Origin of the sequence: Clostridium sp. UBA6640, assembly GCF_002455975.1 — a bacterium.
Lineage (GTDB): Bacteria > Bacillota > Clostridia > Clostridiales > Clostridiaceae > Clostridium_J.
Genome location: NZ_DKLM01000167.1, coordinates 1 through 14495 on the forward strand (window position 1 = coordinate 1; position 14495 = coordinate 14495).

Annotated in this window: 13 protein-coding genes and 1 other annotated feature; of the genes, 3 read left to right on the forward strand and 10 right to left on the reverse strand. The window is 27.9% G+C overall.

Features of this window, described 5'->3' with window-relative positions:
* Positions 1 to 213 precede the first annotated feature (213 nt).
* Together proS and mscL are read left to right on the forward strand one after the other, a co-directional pair.
* Positions 214 to 1650 (forward strand): proline--tRNA ligase, encoded by a 1437-nt coding sequence (gene proS / locus B2W91_RS19040; protein ID WP_291583785.1) that lies wholly within the window; start codon positions 214 to 216, stop codon positions 1648 to 1650.
* A gap of 179 nt (positions 1651 to 1829) precedes the next feature.
* The gene (mscL, locus tag B2W91_RS19045; protein ID WP_291583787.1) at positions 1830 to 2228 is read left to right on the forward strand and encodes a large-conductance mechanosensitive channel protein MscL; all 399 of its coding nucleotides are present in this window, start codon (positions 1830 to 1832) and stop codon (positions 2226 to 2228) included.
* Positions 2229 to 2469: 241 nt separating this feature from the next.
* On the opposite strand, the gene aspS is transcribed toward mscL, so the two are convergent.
* On the reverse strand, positions 2470 to 3756 hold the full coding sequence (gene aspS / locus B2W91_RS19050; protein ID WP_291583789.1) for an aspartate--tRNA(Asn) ligase: 1287 nt from the start codon (positions 3754 to 3756) through the stop codon (positions 2470 to 2472).
* Positions 3757 to 4027: 271 nt separating this feature from the next.
* Positions 4028 to 4359, reverse strand: a binding site (T-box leader).
* Positions 4360 to 4852: 493 nt separating this feature from the next.
* Here aspS and B2W91_RS19055 point away from each other — a divergent pair.
* Positions 4853 to 5404: a sugar O-acetyltransferase gene (locus B2W91_RS19055; RefSeq protein ID WP_291583791.1), complete on the forward strand. Its 552-nt coding sequence runs from the start codon at positions 4853 to 4855 to the stop codon at positions 5402 to 5404.
* A 69-nt stretch (positions 5405 to 5473) separates the two neighbouring features.
* Here B2W91_RS19055 and B2W91_RS19060 read toward each other — a convergent pair whose 3' ends face one another.
* The 9 genes from B2W91_RS19060 to B2W91_RS19100 form a co-directional block, all read right to left on the reverse strand.
* Positions 5474 to 6553 carry an ABC transporter permease gene (locus B2W91_RS19060; RefSeq protein ID WP_291583794.1) on the reverse strand — a complete coding sequence of 360 codons (1080 nt, stop codon included), beginning with the start codon at positions 6551 to 6553 and terminating at the stop codon, positions 5474 to 5476.
* Between the two features lie 2 nt (positions 6554 to 6555).
* The gene (locus tag B2W91_RS19065; protein WP_349680822.1) at positions 6556 to 7626 is read right to left on the reverse strand and encodes an ABC transporter permease; all 1071 of its coding nucleotides are present in this window, start codon (positions 7624 to 7626) and stop codon (positions 6556 to 6558) included.
* A gap of 33 nt (positions 7627 to 7659) precedes the next feature.
* A complete protein-coding gene (locus B2W91_RS19070; RefSeq protein WP_291583796.1) occupies positions 7660 to 8604 on the reverse strand; it encodes an ABC transporter ATP-binding protein in 945 nt (314 codons plus the stop codon).
* Positions 8605 to 8851: 247 nt separating this feature from the next.
* Positions 8852 to 9508: a response regulator transcription factor gene (locus B2W91_RS19075; RefSeq protein WP_291583798.1), complete on the reverse strand. Its 657-nt coding sequence runs from the start codon at positions 9506 to 9508 to the stop codon at positions 8852 to 8854.
* Positions 9509 to 9533: 25 nt separating this feature from the next.
* Positions 9534 to 10700, reverse strand: a complete 1167-nt coding sequence (locus B2W91_RS19080; RefSeq protein ID WP_291583799.1) for a sensor histidine kinase — start codon at positions 10698 to 10700, stop codon at positions 9534 to 9536.
* Between the two features lie 345 nt (positions 10701 to 11045).
* Positions 11046 to 12287, reverse strand: a complete 1242-nt coding sequence (locus B2W91_RS19085; protein ID WP_291583800.1) for a S41 family peptidase — start codon at positions 12285 to 12287, stop codon at positions 11046 to 11048.
* A 145-nt stretch (positions 12288 to 12432) separates the two neighbouring features.
* Positions 12433 to 12693 (reverse strand): TIGR04076 family protein, encoded by a 261-nt coding sequence (locus B2W91_RS19090; RefSeq protein WP_291583802.1) that lies wholly within the window; start codon positions 12691 to 12693, stop codon positions 12433 to 12435.
* Positions 12694 to 12722: 29 nt separating this feature from the next.
* Positions 12723 to 13169 carry an aminoglycoside 6'-N-acetyltransferase gene (gene aac(6') / locus B2W91_RS19095; RefSeq protein WP_291583804.1) on the reverse strand — a complete coding sequence of 149 codons (447 nt, stop codon included), beginning with the start codon at positions 13167 to 13169 and terminating at the stop codon, positions 12723 to 12725.
* A 139-nt stretch (positions 13170 to 13308) separates the two neighbouring features.
* Entirely contained in the window at positions 13309 to 14304 is a 996-nt protein-coding gene (locus tag B2W91_RS19100; RefSeq protein WP_291583806.1) for an aromatic acid exporter family protein, read from the reverse strand.
* Positions 14305 to 14495 lie beyond the last annotated feature (191 nt).

Here is a 14495-nt window from a genome sequence, read left to right on the forward strand (position 1 = left end):
CGTGGAGTTTTAACCATAATTCGTATCCTTCATTCTTAATTTTTCATTCGTAGAAAAGAATTCTTGTTATGGAAATTAAAATCATGCATAAGTTAAATTTTCATTAAGGAACCCTATATACAATTGTATTATTAATAGCTAAATGTCAATTCTAATAAAATCTTAAACTAAAGTCTATGTATAAAAATAATTAGTAAAGGATGGTTATAAATTATGTCTAAAAATAAAAAGTTCGTTGAAGCCATAACCTCAATGGATGAAGACTTTGCAAAATGGTACACAGATATAGTTAAAAAAGCAGAACTTGTTGACTATTCTAGTGTTAAGGGATGCATGATAATTCGTCCATATGGATATGCCATATGGGAAAACATTCAAAAAATTCTAGATGAAAAACTTAAAGCTACAGGACATGAAAATGTATATATGCCTATGTTTATCCCTGAAAGCTTGCTTCAAAAAGAGAAGGATCATGTTGAAGGATTTGCGCCTGAGGTTGCCTGGGTAACTCATGGTGGCTCAGAAGAATTAACTGAAAGACTTTGTGTTCGTCCTACTTCAGAAACTCTATTTTGTGAGCACTATGCTAAAATAGTTCAATCATACAATGATTTACCTAAACTTTATAACCAATGGTGTTCTGTTGTTAGGTGGGAAAAAACAACCCGTCCTTTCTTAAGAACTACAGAATTTTTATGGCAAGAAGGTCATACAATACATGCTACTTATGAAGAAGCTGAAGAAGAAACAATAAATATACTAAATCTTTATGCAGATTTTTGTGAGCAAGTGCTTGCTATACCTGTTATAAAAGGAAAGAAAACTGATAAAGAGAAATTTGCAGGTGCTAGATCCACCTACACAATAGAAAGTTTAATGCATGATGGTAAAGCACTTCAAAGTGGTACATCTCATAATTTTGGGGATAATTTTGCTAAAGCTTTTGATATTAAATATAGCGATAAAAATGGAAATCTACAATATGTACACGAAACTTCTTGGGGAATTACTACTAGATTAATAGGCGCATTAATTATGGTTCATGGAGACGATAGTGGCTTAGTGCTACCACCTAAAATAGCTCCAAATCAAATAGTTATAGTTCCTATTGCTCAACATAAAGAAGGAGTTTTAGATAAAGCTAAAGAACTTAAAAAAAGAATCTCTAATAGCTTTAGAGTTAAACTTGACGCTAGTGATAAAATGCCTGGATGGAAATTTAATGAATATGAAATGAAAGGAGTACCTATAAGACTTGAAATAGGTCCTAAGGATATTGAAAATAATCAAGTTGTTCTAGTTAGAAGAGATACAAGAGAAAAACTTGTAGCTTCTATTGATGAACTTGAAAATGAACTTTCTAAACTCCTTGATGCAATTCAGATAGATTTACTTGAAAAGGCAAAAAATCATAGAGAATCAAAAACTTTCAATGCATTAACTTTAGAAGAATTTAAAAATATTGCTGAAAATAAACCTGGGTTTATAAAAGCAATGTGGTGTGGAGATAAAGCTTGCGAAGATAAATTAAAAGAAGAAGCAGGAGTAACCGCTAGATGTATGCCATTTAAACAAGAATCTATTTCTAATAATTGTGTATGTTGCGGAAAACAAGCAGTTTCTCTAGTATATTGGGGAAAAGCTTATTAGAAGAGCTAACTCAAAAACCGTGACTAAGTTGCGGTTTTTTTATTAGTTATTAATACTTCCATATTGATAATACTCTATTATTTAATTTTATCTTCGAAGCATAATGCAAGAAATTCCCTATATATTTTTTTATGAAATTTCTCTATAATAATAATTATATTTATTATAGGAGGTATTCTATGCTTAAAGAATTTAAAGAGTTTGCACTTAAGGGCAATGTTATGGATTTAGCAATAGGAGTTATTATCGGTGGCGCCTTTGGTAAAATTGTTACTTCCTTAGTAAATGATATAATAATGCCTATAATAGGATTGTTACTTGGTGGAGTTAACTTCACATCTTTAAAATATACAATTAGACCTGAAAAGGATGGCTTGGCAGCACTTACTCTAAACTATGGAATGTTTATTCAAACTGTCATAGATTTCTTAATAATTTCTCTTTCTATTTTTCTATTTATAAAATTTATATCTAAATTTAAACATAAAGAAGAAGTAGAGGACAAACTAGCTGTAACTGAAATAAGCAAAGAAGAAGAGTTACTTACTGAAATTCGTGACATATTAAAAGAGAAATAAAAAAAGCGTGAAATAAATCACGCTTTTTTATTCTAAGGCATCTGAAAGAAAATAATAGATCAAAGATGTTAGTATATTTTAAGCATATGAAATAAAATAGCTAGTTATTTTTTTGAATATGCCTCATATCATACAAGGATTTAGGTTCTGCTCATAGTGGAGCTATGGGCAGGTTCTGATGACGCAGTATGATGGAAAATAGGCTAATATACTGATCTAGTATTTTTTTCAAGATGCCTAATTAAGGTGTTATTCTAGTTCTATCTCTTGGGAATAAAGAAGCTTCCCTTACATTTTTAAGTCCTATAAGTTGAGCTGTTAATCTTTCAAGACCTATAGCTAAACCACCATGAGGCGGCATACCAAATTTAAATAATTCCATATAATTATGAAAATTTTCTGGATTTAGTCCTTTTAATATCATATTTTCCATAAGCATTTCGTAATTATGAATTCTTTGGCCTCCTGTAGTTATTTCAAGTCCCCTAAACAACAAATCGAAACTATGAGTTAAATTATCTCCTTTAGGCATAGTATACATTGGCCTTTTTTCTTTAGGATAATCTGTTAAAAATATAAATTCAGAGTTTAACTTTTCCCTAGCATATTGGCAAATGAGCCTTTCTCCTTCTGGGTCCAAATCTCCTTCTAAGTCAGTCTTATTATACTCCTTTTTTAGTATCTCTATTGCTTCATTAAGTGGTAAAGAAGGTATTTCTTCTCCTATAAAAGGTACTTCTATATTTAATATTTTTAAATATTCTTCACCTTCTGTTTTTAGCTTATTTAGCATATATCTCAAAAGTTCTGTTTCCAATTTCATAATCTCTTTTTCATCTTCAATAAATCCCATTTCAAGGTCCATACTCACATATTCATTTAAATGTCTATTGGTATTATGCTCTTCTGCTCTATAAACACTGCCTACTTCAAAGACTCTCTCATAACCTGCCCCGACCATCATTTGTTTATAAAACTGAGGACTTTGAGTTAAATATGCTTTTTTTTCAAAATATTTAATCTCAAAAATTGCAGTTCCTCCTTCTGCACCTTCCGCTACAATTTTAGGAGTAAAAGCCTCAATGAATTCTTCTTTTATAAGATACTCTCTAAAGCCTTGAGCCAATAATGCCTGTATTTTAAAAATTGTATTTAACTCTACATTCCTTAAGCTTAAAGCTCTATTATTTAATATAGTATCTAAATTTCCATTAATTCTATCTAAATTTACTTCTATAGGTAAATCTTCCTTTACCTCTGATATAATTTGAACATTATTTACTTGTATCTCTATAGGTGAAATCTTATTGTTGCTTTTTACCACTAATCCCTCTATAGAAACTACTGCTTCTAACTTAATATCTTTCAAAAGTTCATTATTATCTATAATTACCTGCACCATACCAGCTCTATCTCTTATTACTAGAAATGCAATCTTGCTAAGTTTCCTTATTCTATGAACCCAGCCTTTTATAGATACAATTTGATTTTCATAATTTAATAATTCATTTATCATAATTCTTTTCATATAAATCTCTCCTTTAAAATAAATCTTCATTTTAAACTTTAAATTATCTACAATTAAAGCCAATTTCTTTACTAAGTTAAAGAAATTTAATTTACCTTGAGAAATCAATAATTTATCATAAATGTCCCTAATTATTGATGCTTATAAAGTCTATTTAAAAAACTAGTTTTTTATAATTAATCTAATTTACAATTATTTATTCTTAATTTTGATATATTAGTTTACTTGATGAAAGCTTTCTTTTAAAAATTAAAATCCCTTGAGATAAATCTCAAGGGACGAAAAATTCGCGGTACCACCCTAATTAACCTTAATATATAATTAAATTTTAAGCAGCACATTATGAAAATTAAAAAACTCTCACTCATTGTGCATGAGTGAGAGTATAAACTTCACGGTACCATCCTGCTTAACTTCAATTAAAAATTAAAGCCATCTCTAATCCTGTAACGTAGGAATACGTTTTATCCTATTAACTAAAATAGCGTTCAGATAAACTTCTCTGGAATGTCATTCAGCATTGTTTTTCTCACGAGGCTTCCACCATCCCTCATTCGCTTTAGATACTAACCCAATACCTACTCTTTCCTTCATAGAATTTAATAAGATTCTACTACTAAATATTCAATTTGTCAATATAGTTTTAATATTTAAAAAATAATTATTTATTTTCTCCTAAAACTTTTTAATTTTATTCCATTTACTTTAACTCATTATACAAATTACATTCCATATAAAATCTATGAATTCTATAATAGTGAACTACTACCACTTGCTTCGTTGAATATGAGAACTTCTGCTAGTTAGGTTAAAATTATAATTTTCATAATGCACCTATTTCAAAATATCATATTTAAACAATTTACTTTATATTTCCATTATAACTAAAAAACAAGAAAAGAACTTTCTATTGATGGTAATTATATAGATATACTTTTCAAATTAATATTTATAAATTTATATCTATATTTTTCTTAATCCCGAACTTTCTAAACTCTTATTCTAAAAGTTATTTGTATTGTTATAGCTTTTTAAATACTAACATATAATAATCATACATAAGTACTTATAAAACTACTATTAAAGGAGGTATTTTATGACAGAAAAAGAAAAAATGATTGAAGGTCATCCTTATATAGCAAATGATCCTGAATTAGTAAAAGAGAGAATGAAAGCTCGAAAATTAACTAGGCTTTTTAATAATTCCACTGAAGATGAAATAGATGAACGTATTTCTATATTAAAAGAACTCTTTGGATCTACGGGAGAATCTCTTTATATAGAACCTACTTTTCATTGTGATTATGGATATAACATACATGTAGGAGAAAATTTCTATGCTAATTTTAACTGTGTTATGCTAGATGTTTGTGAAATACGTATAGGATGTAATTGTTTTATAGCTCCTGCTGTACATATATATACAGCTTCTCACCCAATTGATCCTATAGAAAGACTTAAAACTGAGCTTGGAAAACCAGTAACCATAGGAGATAACGTTTGGATAGGTGGCAATTCTACTATAAATCCTGGCGTAACTATAGGTGATAACGTAGTTGTTGCTTCTGGCTCTGTTATAGTAAAAGATATACCTAGCAATGTAGTTGTTGGTGGCAATCCTGCTAAGATAATAAAAACTATAAAATAATAACTTTTATAAATACATACGTATTTATAAATATAACCTAATAGTATAGTTCTATTAGGTTATATTTTTTTAATCTATAAAGTTTTTTGTCTTAAAAGTTCCTGCTGTAAATAAAGCTAATGCAAATAATACTACTATAAATGATAGCCAAACATTTCCTGTATCGATTGATTGTAGTGCCCAATATTGTGGAGTAAATTTTGAAAATACTCTTATACCTTTAGGTAAAATCTCTATAGGCATAAAACTTCCTCCAACAAAGCATGTAAGGGATATTATTATTTGTGATACTATAGCTATAAGATTTTCATTTTTAATTATTCTTGTAATAAATACCCCTAAGCTAAGTGCAAGTAATACTAAAAACACTATATTTAATATTATAATAGGTGCTTTATTTAGGTAGTTGTTTGAATTTATAAATGAATTTAATAAAAATATTCCGCTATATCCTAGTGAAGATATTAAAAATAATGCTGCTAGAACTCCTCCAATTATAGTCTTAGGTTTATTTGATGTAGCAAAGCTTCTTTTTAAGATATTTTGTCTTTTAAGTTCAAATAGCTCCATAGAAATTCCTATAGACCCAAATAGAATAAAGCTTATAATCATATTTAAAATTATGATGTCACCCATTGCTTTTTTATCTTTGCTTATTACATTTATATTGTGTTCTTCATAACTTAGAGCTTCTAATGAAATATTTTTTCCATTATTTTTAAGTTCTTCTCTCAAAATCATCTTATTTATCAAAGAATTTGCGCTAAGCTGAAAGTTTCCTGGCTCTATACCACTTTCTATTTTATGAGAAATAATTTGAGGCTTTTCACCTTTAGATATTAACTCTGAAAATTCTTCTGGAATCTCATAACATAAAGACATTCTTTTCTTCTTAACTCTTTCTATTCCCTCATCTTTTTGATAAACCTTAAGCTTATTATTTTTTTCAACCCCCTTTATAAATTCTTCCCCATAAACACCTTTATCACTATTTATAATTGCATATTCATTATCTGTACCAGTAATTCTATTAAATACAAATCCAAGAGTTAAAATAATTATAGCTGGCACTAGAAAGTTTGCAATAAGAATCTTTTTACTTTTAGCGATTCTTTTCAAATTACTGTTTAAAACAATTAAGAATTTCATCATTACTCCTCCCAACTAACTTTAACTCTAATAAAACTTACAATTAAAAGTATTAGCGATAATATCATCATAATTATTATCTGATTTTTAGCTCCATAAATTTCTTGAGCTATAGACAAATTTTTATATGAATTTAATATTAATGAATTTGGTGAGATATTTGAAAAAAACTTTAAAATCTTAATTTCTATTAAATCAGAGTAAAAGAATACTCCACCAATTATAGCTGGTATGAATACAATGATATTCATAATAGAATTTGCTATTCTCTCACTTTTTATAAAAGAAATTATCATTCCTACCACAGCTGTTTGAAGTAAGCTTTGAAGTATTATAATTATAGTATTCCCTATAAAATTATCTAAGAATGCTATTCCTAATATTATATTTATAGCTACATAAATAATATTTATAAATAATGCTAATATAAAACAAGAGCTTAAATATCCTAAAAGATAACTTATCTTACTATTTGGCGTAGAAAAGCTTCTTCTAATTACTCCTTGTTTCTTCTCCTTATAGAATCCTTTTATTAAAACTACAACAAGCATTATTGACGTAAAACTAAACATTGAAATTGTATAATACTCTCTAGCCCCCAAACTTTTATAGCCTTCTACCAACTGTTCTTTTATTAATGGTTCTCTATTATTTTCTTGTAATTTAAATAGTATCTTATTTATTAATTCCTCTTTTTCTACAGAGGTTAAACTTAATTTATTTATATTATCTACCACTGTATTATATTGATTTATATTTTCATTAAAGGTTTCCATAAATCTCTTCACCATGTCTACTTGAGTATCTGATCCCTTTAATTTTTCAATATCTATGGTTCTAAAATCATCACTTATGGTTACTTTACATTGAGGTTCTTCATCTTCCACAACAGCTATAAAACTTTCCGTCTGTTTGTCCTCTAGTATTGCTTTTAAAACTTCTCCTTCTTTTGAAGATTTATTATAATTAAAAATAGTTTTTATTGGTTCAAAATGACTTTTTCCTTGAAACATATCCTCTTGCATTGTGCCGTATATATAAGCCATTATCATTGGAAAAATTAAAAAACAAATAANNCTTTTTAATCTGAGGAAATATTTGCATTTTTATTCCTCCTTATCTCTTAATTTTTTACCAGTTAAAGTTAAGAAAACTTCTTCTAAATTTGGTTCTTCTATACCTATATTTTTCACTTCTACTTTATGTTTTGAAATTTCATTAAATAATTCATTAAGGGTTATCTTTTCATTTGCTATTATTTTAAGCTCTTCCCCTTTTATTTCTACTCCTCTTATGGCAGAAAGTTTCTTTATATCAAACATAAGTTTTTCTAGCTCTCCTTGAGCTTTTATTTTTATTACCTTATCGCTTATAACCATTCTTTTTAATTCTTCTTTACTCCCATAAGCAACTTCTTTTCCTAAATCAAGAATAAATATATTGTCACAGAGTGTTTCTATCTCCTCCATATAGTGGGAAGTGTATATTATTGTTGAATTATATTCTTTATTCATTTTCTTAACCACTTCAAAAATATGATTTCTTGATTGAGGATCTACTCCTACTGTAGGCTCGTCCATAATTAAAACCTCTGGATGATGCATCATAGCTGCAGCTATATTAAGTCTTCTTTTCATTCCTCCAGAATATTTTTTTACAGGCTTTTTTATATGTTCCTGTAAAGCTGCTATTTCTAAAGCTTCATTTATTCTCTCTCTTAACATAGCTCCCCTTAATCCATAAAGTCCTCCCCAATATTCTAGATTTTCTTTAGCATTTAAGTTTTCGAAAAGAGCTATTTCTTGTGGAACTAGTCCTATTTTTTCCTTTGCCTTTAAAGGTTCCTTTGATATATTGTACCCCCCTATAACTACTTCTCCTCTATCTATTTTTAAAAGTCCAACTATCAAATTAATTAAAGTAGATTTACCAGCTCCATTAGGACCAAGTAATCCAAAAATTTCACCCTTTTCTATTCCTAAAGAAACATTATCTATAACAAGCTTATCATTAAATCTTTTTGTTAAGTTTTTAGTTTCTATAAACTTCATACTACTTACCTCCATTAACCTTATAAGTCAATTATAAATTAATTTTGTCATTCTACCTATTAGCCTAGGTCATCACATTAAATGACTTAAGTCATTTAATGTAGTGCTAAAAGCAAAGAGGCTGATATAATCAACCTCTTTGAGCGTAAATGTCTTATGAATTATTTCACTTCTTAATTTAATATTTATTTTTGCTGCCAATTATTTAAAATTTGAATATTAACCTAAAAATTATTACATTATAATATTACTGAGCCAAGTTATTTTTAAAAGCAAATATAGCTATCTGAGTTCTATCTCTGAGGGAAAGCTTTGAAAGTATGGTGGTTATATTGTTTTTTATAGTTCCTTCAGTTAAAAACATGTTTTCTCCTATTTCCTTATTTGATAATCCTTTAGCTATTTCCTTAATTATAGTTAACTCTCTTTCCGTTAACCCTGTTTCTTTTTTTATACACTCTGTTTTTAACTGTTCACACTCTGTTTCTTCTTTCACCATAAGCTTTGTAATAATTTCTGGGTGAACTACTACATTACCTCCATGAACTGCTTTAATTCCACCGTATATTAAATCATAAGAACTATCTTTAAGAAGATATCCTGAAGCCCCATTTTTAAGTGCCTCTTCAATATACTCTCCATCTTTAAAGGTAGTTAAAACTAAAACTTTCGTATTAGGTGTAGTTTCCTTAATTAGCTTTGTTCCAAGCACCCCATCACATTCTTCCATCCTTATATCCATCAAAACTACATCAACAGTATTTTCTCTGCAAAATTCAAAGGCAACTCTTCCATTTTCACATATAGACAAAACCTCAATATCTTCATAGGTGGAAAGTATTATTTTTAACCCTTCTCTAATTAATTTTTCATCATCAACTATTATTATTTTTATTTTTTCCATTTATTTCGCTCTCCTATAATAAAAATTATACTCCATCTAAACTTAGCTTCACTTTATCCATTGTTACTACAAGCTCAAAGCCTTGCCCTTCTTTAGTAAAATACTCTATATTACCTCCCCAAGTTGCAACTCTTTCTTTTATGCTTTGAAGTCCAATTCCTGGTACAACCTTAGAACATCCTACTCCATTATCTTTTAAATGAATTCTCAAATGAGTTTCTAAAAAATTCAAGAATATTTTTACCTCTGTTGACTTACCATGCCTTACAGCATTAGATAAAAATTCTTGGATTATTCTATATATAACCATAGTCTGATCTGAATTTAATTTCCAAACACTATCTGATACCCTCAATTTTACCTCTACCCCTGTAAGCTTCTGAAAGTTCTTTATCATTTCCGATACAGCTATTACACCTTCATATTCCTCAAGCTCTCTAGGCTTCATAGCCCTCACAGCTCCTCTAACTCTTTCCATGCTTTCTTTCGCAAAATCTCCTAAATTCTTAGCCATTATTGAAGCTGCTTCTCCATCACTTTTACATATTTTTTCAATAGCTCCTAATTGTATTATTATCGTAGATAATGCATGTCCAACATTATCATGTATTTCCCTTGATATTCTGTTTCTTTCTCTTAAAATAGTGATTTCTTCTATCGTATTAGCGTAAACCTCCAATTCTTTATTTACTCTTTTTAGCTCTTCATCTTTTTCTCTTAATTTATCATATAAGTCTTGAGCCTCTAACTTTCTTCCTTCTTCATCTTTTACTTTTACTAATAATAAAAATATAGGTAAAACTGCTATAATCCAACTTATCAATAGCTCTAAGTTCTTTTGTGTAATTATTAATATTGTTATTCCCAATATATATATTAGTGTGTACACTTTTTTAAACATATAAATAACATCTATTAATGACAAGATAAATATTAATCCACCAAAATTTCCAGCTAAAGTATATAAGTTATAACCTAACAATAATTCAAGTATCAGTGACGGCACTATATAAATATTTTCCTCAGGTAATATAAAATATCTTAACTGATTATTTATAATATAAGTTAGGAAAATTATAACTTCTAATGAACCTATATTTTTATATTCTTTCCCGAAAGATAGCAGAAAAAGTAATATATATCCATACCTTAAAAATATCATATACTTTTGTTGTTGTACTTTTCTAAACATAATTCCTCCTTAACAGATTTGTTTAATTCATACCTTACTAGGTATATAGATTTATTTCTACTCATTATTCTACAATAATAATCTAATACTTCAAATAAAAAGAATTACTTTTTATTTGAAGTTGTATATTGCTTTTTATAGGTGAAACTCCAAATTTACGATTTACTAGTACTTGTATTATATTGAACACTTATAATATTATTTAAGAAATGTTTATGTTTCAATTTTATTATGTAATGTAAGGGTAATTTGTATTAACTCTCAAAAAAATTAAGGAAAGCAAATAAACTTTCCTTAATTTTTTATATAATTTCAACCCTGTTCTAAACAAATTTAATCTTAATATCATTGAAGAATATACTCAAGTACTGGATCCACATTGTTTATATAATCTTCTATAGTTAATTCTATATTTTTATCTGGCACAAAAGTATCCATATCTTTATCGTAATTTTTAAAATATTTACTTGAATACCTTACAGTTATCTTATTATTAGGAAGTTCAAAACTTTTTACCTCACCATAATGATTTGGTTTTCCACCTGTAGGTTCTCCAACAAAAATAGCATCAGTATTATTATTTAATTCTATAGCATTTAATATAGCCGATGAAAAAGTTCTCCTACCTATAATAACAAATAATTTGCCTTTCTTATTTAACTCACTTTTTCCTATTTCATTAATTAAATTTTCCAGTATCATTGAGTTTCCTCCGCCATTATTTCTAATGTCTATAATAAGCTTTTCTACACCTTTAGTATTAATTACATTCATAAGCTCTGCAGAAAATTCTTTAAAAGGTTTCTCTTTCATCTCCATACATTGACTATAATTAAAATANNAATATACTGCTTTTTTGTCTTCTAAATGTTTAAACCAATAATACTTGTCTTTGTTTTGCATATATAAAGGAATATTTTCGCCCTCTCTACCTTTCCCAAATATATTCTCAAATACTTCTTCTCCATCTAACGCTTTAACATTAATACTTTTTTCACTATTACCCTCAAAAGTAAAAGTTGCACTCTCAACATTTTCAATAATATTTAACCCTTTAAGTAACTCAGGCAGAGCTATCCTAATAGGAATTTGTGATTTTAAAATAGCTTCATTTTCATGAGAAACTACGGAAGATATTCTTTCAATTATTTCGTTGATATCTTTATTATCAATTTTTTCAAGTTTTTTATATTTAAAATCCTTATAATCCTCTAAAGTGTTTATAAGATAAATTCCATCATTGAACCAGTAAAATTCTAATGGAAAGATTTTTTCTTCACTAAAGTTAATTGAAGTATGAGCATCTCCAATTGAAGCAACTATTTGAGATAAATTAGCTTTAATTTCAGCATCATTCATTTGATTCAATTGTCCTTTTAATTCATTTATTTCATTTTTAAACTCTTCTTCATTTAATTTAAAAAACATATTTTTGTGCTTTTTAGGAAGTTTATCTGCAATATAATTAATGTCCTTTTCCCATTTATCTATTCTATCGCTATTTCCAGAAATATACTTTGCATCACTATTTACAGCAAAAATACATATAACCCCTATTATTAAAATTAATGAAATAATTTTCTTCATTATATAATTCACCCCTATTTTTATTAAGCCAAACTATTATTTGTTTTGACATTTCCTTTAGAAATCCCTATTTTATAATTTCTTCATATATTGTTATGGTCATTTTATCATATACGTATCTTTGATAAATAATATAATTATGTTCTTATTTAACTTCACTTTCTTCTACTTCTCCATAAATAACAACTCTACCATTATCAGGACATTTCATTTGAAATTTTTTCTCTTTATAATTACCATAGTCTAATGTAGCACCATTTAGAAGAGCGTATACACTTGGATATATACTATTCCAAAGTTCATGGCAAATAGGTGGACATATATCTTCAACAATAAAACTATCACCACTTTTATAATATCCACATCTGCATTTACTTTCTTTTATAGTTAACTTCACTTTTGGCATAATTTTTTTACTCCTTAAATCTAAAATGATTAGCCTATATCCTTTAAAAAGCATATTATTCTATTAACTTCCGTATATCCTATTTTTTTATGAAAGTTATAGCTCTCTACATTGTTAAATTCAACATCGGATCCCATTTGTGTACATCCTCTTGATTTTGCCCATTCTTCACTACTTCTAACTAATATTTTAGCAATACCTTTTCCTCTATGGTTTTCTTTTACAAATATACCTTCTATAAATCCAACAGGACTAGAATCTGATCCCTCCACATAATCATGCCTTATAGCAACATGATTAAATCCAATAAACTCATTTTCTAGCTTGTATAGAAGTATTTCTTCTTTTTCATTATTTAAAATTTCTGTTAGCTCTTCTTTAAGTCCCTCATAAGTATTATCAGGCCATAATTGTAAAGCCATAAGTAAGATATCATCTATATTTTCTAAGCTTGCAAATACAATATTTTTATCCATAAATCCCCCTCATTTCGCTAAACCTTCAATTAATTATAACATTAAACTGGATTATTTTTACATAAAATTAAAATAAAAATACTATCGAAACTTATATAACATTCAATAGTATTTTTGCTCTTTTATATTTTTATATCACTTACTTTTCACTTGGCCAGAAATATCCAATTTCTTCTCTATCTAAATTATTTTTAAAATCTCGTTTCACTTCTAATAGGTACTCTAAATCGTTTAGAAATTGAAATAATATTGCCCTGCTCTCAAACTCTTCTCTAGTCTTTGGTAACTCTTGAATACGACAGGCTTCTAATACAACCTTAAATTCTTTTAATAGTTCTTCTGCACTGTTATATTCATGGAGCTCTAGAGCAATTTTTTCTGCAAAACTTGCCACAATCTCCGTTTGAGTTGGCGTCATTTCAAACTTAACAATATGTTTACGCATATGTTCTAATATTGTAAATTGAGTAGTTCTCATTTCCATATATTGTACATAGTATTTCACTTCATGCATAATATAATTATCTAAATGCTGCCTTGCACGCTCATTTGCTTCTTTTAATCGTTTCTCTAAATCTTGAAATGTCTGTTCTTCATCTATATAAATAGAGTGACTTCTTAAAGTATGAGCCATATTTAACAGTATTTTTCGTATACTCTCTTCAATATAACGCTGATCTTCTTTTATCTCACCTTCAATTTTAGGCATATAAGCATTTAGTAAAATTCCAATTCCTGCTCCTACTGTCATAAGTAATATCTCATTTTTCATCCAGTAAAGCGAAATAGACTTTTCAACTAATAAATGAGTTACTAGTACTGAGCTGACTACTATACCGTCTGTCAAATTAAACTTCACCGTAAATGGAATAAAAATAAGTAAAAATACTCCAAATGATACAGCATTATAGCCAAATGCAGTAAATAAAATAGCTGCTATTACTAAGGCCATTACTGTAGAGCCGAATCTTTGAAAGGCTAAAGCAATTGATTTTTTCTTTGTATTTTGAATAGTTAAAATAGTAATAACCCCAGCTGATACAGCATATTGTAATCCTATTGCCTTAGCTAAGATAATGGCAAGTGTTGCTCCAATAGCAGTTTTTAATACTCTAAGTCCAATAAATCTCCCCATAAACTCCTCCTTTATCTATAATGCTACTATTTTCTTTAATTCATATACTATATATAGTATCGTAAAATTTCACCATTTTATATATAATTTTATCAATCTCATAAAAAATAAAGTAAGCTATGATAAGCTTTATATTATAACTTTTTATACAGATTAAAACCCCAGTGAAAGTTCCTTTCTCTGGGGTTTTA

Excerpts from the sequence above, each read along its gene's own strand:
- proS (WP_291583785.1), top strand. The coding sequence starts at position 214 with ATGTCTAAAAATAAAAAGTTCGTTGAAGCCATAACCTCAATGGATGAA.
- B2W91_RS19060 (WP_291583794.1), bottom strand. The coding sequence starts at position 6,553 with ATGAAATTCTTAATTGTTTTAAACAGTAATTTGAAAAGAATCGCTAAA.
- mscL (WP_291583787.1), top strand. The coding sequence starts at position 1,830 with ATGCTTAAAGAATTTAAAGAGTTTGCACTTAAGGGCAATGTTATGGAT.
- B2W91_RS19070 (WP_291583796.1), bottom strand. The coding sequence starts at position 8,604 with ATGAAGTTTATAGAAACTAAAAACTTAACAAAAAGATTTAATGATAAG.
- B2W91_RS19100 (WP_291583806.1), bottom strand. The coding sequence starts at position 14,304 with ATGGGGAGATTTATTGGACTTAGAGTATTAAAAACTGCTATTGGAGCA.
- B2W91_RS19075 (WP_291583798.1), bottom strand. The coding sequence starts at position 9,508 with ATGGAAAAAATAAAAATAATAATAGTTGATGATGAAAAATTAATTAGA.
- B2W91_RS19090 (WP_291583802.1), bottom strand. The coding sequence starts at position 12,693 with ATGCCAAAAGTGAAGTTAACTATAAAAGAAAGTAAATGCAGATGTGGA.
- aspS (WP_291583789.1), bottom strand. The coding sequence starts at position 3,756 with ATGAAAAGAATTATGATAAATGAATTATTAAATTATGAAAATCAAATT.
- B2W91_RS19080 (WP_291583799.1), bottom strand. The coding sequence starts at position 10,700 with ATGTTTAGAAAAGTACAACAACAAAAGTATATGATATTTTTAAGGTAT.
- B2W91_RS19055 (WP_291583791.1), top strand. The coding sequence starts at position 4,853 with ATGACAGAAAAAGAAAAAATGATTGAAGGTCATCCTTATATAGCAAAT.